This is a genomic window from Parapedobacter tibetensis (assembly GCF_024704835.1).
GTDB classification, from domain to species: Bacteria; Bacteroidota; Bacteroidia; order Sphingobacteriales; family Sphingobacteriaceae; genus Parapedobacter; species Parapedobacter tibetensis.
In genome coordinates, this window is record NZ_JAMXBE010000051.1 from 1 (window position 1) to 2,376 (window position 2,376).

The following is a 2,376-nucleotide window of genomic DNA, read 5'->3' on the forward strand; positions in this document are numbered from 1 at the left end:
CGATTCGGCAAACGTAACATTCACGTTCAGGCTCAAATCGGTCAGAGACTCCGAGATAAAACCGAAATTCTTGCGGGCTTCCACTTCTACCCCATACACATCGGCAACCGGTGCATTCCGGGGGATAAAGTTGCTCTGTGCTGCATCCGAAGCCACTTGCAGCTCGATCGGGTCCCTGAAGCGTTTATAGAAACCACCGATCGCGAACATTTGGGACCGATCGCCAAACAAATTCATATATTAAGTCGATATTATCAATATAAGTAGGCTCCAATTCAAGGTTCCACAATTGATTTGTCTTATGTTTTTAGAATCTGACGAGACAAAAAAGAAGTCTGGAAACGACATCAACGGTTGGGTTCCTGTTAATTTTCCAGAGATTTCTTCCACGAAAAACCACAACTAAAACCTTAGCCCCTGCCCCAACACCTTCAGCGTCCGTTTATCCAAGTAAACGACAATTGGGCCAAGCAAGGCACTATCGCTCGTTGAAAAAGTGACTGTATATGCCTTTGTGTCCCGATAGGAGGCTTCCGCCACCGAGGCTTGCTGCCACTCCACGATAACGGTTGATTGTTCGGTTTCGGACAGGGATTCCCAAGCAGCTTCCCGGATCCCCATGAAGCCATCGCCTTTGTCTTCCTTTTTACAACCGAGTGAGGAAATGGTGCTTAGTACAACGAGTACCAACGCTACGTGTTTGAATGCTTTCATAATCCTGGTTATTTACGCTTTGTCTTGAAAACGTTTAATTCTCTGCGATCGCTACACAACAGCATATTTTTTGTTAATCAGCAGTTTATCAACCGATAAAGTCTCTTGCTCATTGTATTACAACCCATTATCATAAAAAGTCCGGCAGTATGGGGGTCTCCGAGGAGTTAAGGTATATCGAAAAACCGGTAAGAAGGAATCGAGTTCGAGTCTATTCCAAAATACCGTCCCGACATGGGACGGTATCGTGAATAAGCATTTATTTCGACAACATACACATACATATACATATAATACCCTGATTCTTTAGTAGTAACGTTCATTCCAAAAGGGACACCCATACTTATATATACCTGGCAATATTTCACCATCATAGGGTGTATGATCATAGACAGAAAGAAAAACGTCCAAAGGCTTAAAAACCTTATAAATTATCCGTTCTCTTGCTTCGTCATCAGGATAACTTGGGTCGGTAATTCGATAATGTACTCCTACAGCAATGAATAGAAAGGAGTTTCAGTATAACTCGGTCGTGTCATGTAATCGTTCCAATCCGTAGAGTTGCCCGATGGATAGTATAACTGGGCTAGTGTTATATATTTCGGATCATCCTCCCAAGATCCCACGGGTTCTATCATTGCTTTCCATCTCGTTTGAACGCTGTCCCAGGTAAGCCGTTCACTTCTCCTTCTCGATTCCCCTGCAAATTCTAGATCACGCCATCCACCGTTAGGGGAATTATTCATACCAACAAGGAAGCTTTCCTTTGTAGGGTCGACAAACTGTTTACTTACCAATGCAAACGTAACTGAATCAACCTTAAGACCTTCTATATTATCGATTGAAAAGTAAGCGTGTGTTCCGTTTGTTCTCATCTTATAGTTGGAAACGTTCAATCTATACCCAGGAGGCATGCCTAAACCGGCGCAATTGTAATACTCAGTTCTTTGTATCCATAATTTTGCCTCTTCAGGAGCTGTCATAATTCCTATCCTATCCGTATACAACGGAACATATCGATTAGCCGTTAGCGCGGCTTCCGGATCCTGATGAAATTGCATACTATACAGATTGTTGGAAATAGTAGATGTACCCGTAGTATTCACAATGCCATCAAATTGTATAGATGTCTGTGTATTCTTAGTGGTTTTCTTTCCACCTGTAAAAGATTTAACTACACCTATTACGCCTTGTACCACACCGATAACCGCCGCTACGGTACCAACCCCAATCGCTTGCGGTGCAACCACTTCGTCGCTATTAACCGCTGATTTGGCTCTTAGCGTGTTCAAGGCAATTGAATTGGTATTACCATTAGGCCCCAATTCTTCATTTAGTTTATCGATAGCATCAAGCAGTGATTTTGTAGTTCCAGTGTATTCGTATCCCTTTTGTAAAGCAGCACCAAAGCCAGAAATGCTTGTACTTGACGCACCCACTGAAGATCCTTCAAACACAAAACGACCTGGCGTATACCCACACCAAGCAGCTTGTAAAGTCAGTAAATAACTACTTTTAAACCTTAAAAATTATAACTATACCCAATGCTAAAGCTACGGTTTGGTATGCGGAGCATATAATATTGATCGGCAGCACCGTACGACTGATAAACACTTTGACGCTCAGCACCGAGGATATTCTCCGCTTTGAAATTGATGGCGC

General features: G+C 42.7%; 3 protein-coding genes. All 3 read right to left on the minus strand.

Features of this window, described 5'->3' with window-relative positions; genetic code table 11:
• Nucleotides 1–237, minus strand: a 237-nt coding sequence (locus NF543_RS25145; RefSeq protein WP_257670956.1) for a TonB-dependent receptor, incomplete at its 3' end; no start/stop codon positions are given.
• A gap of 165 nt (nucleotides 238–402) precedes the next feature.
• Nucleotides 403–714 (minus strand): hypothetical protein, encoded by a 312-nt coding sequence (locus tag NF543_RS25150; RefSeq protein WP_257670957.1) that lies wholly within the window; start codon nucleotides 712–714, stop codon nucleotides 403–405.
• A gap of 491 nt (nucleotides 715–1,205) precedes the next feature.
• On the minus strand, nucleotides 1,206–2,171 hold the full coding sequence (locus NF543_RS25155) for a hypothetical protein (RefSeq protein ID WP_257957583.1): 966 nt from the start codon (nucleotides 2,169–2,171) through the stop codon (nucleotides 1,206–1,208).
• Nucleotides 2,172–2,376: the final 205 nt, after the last annotated feature.

What these genes read in the sequence shown, in the direction of transcription:
- NF543_RS25150 (WP_257670957.1), bottom strand. Translation starts at nt 714, where the DNA reads ATGAAAGCATTCAAACACGTAGCGTTGGTACTCGTTGTACTAAGCACC.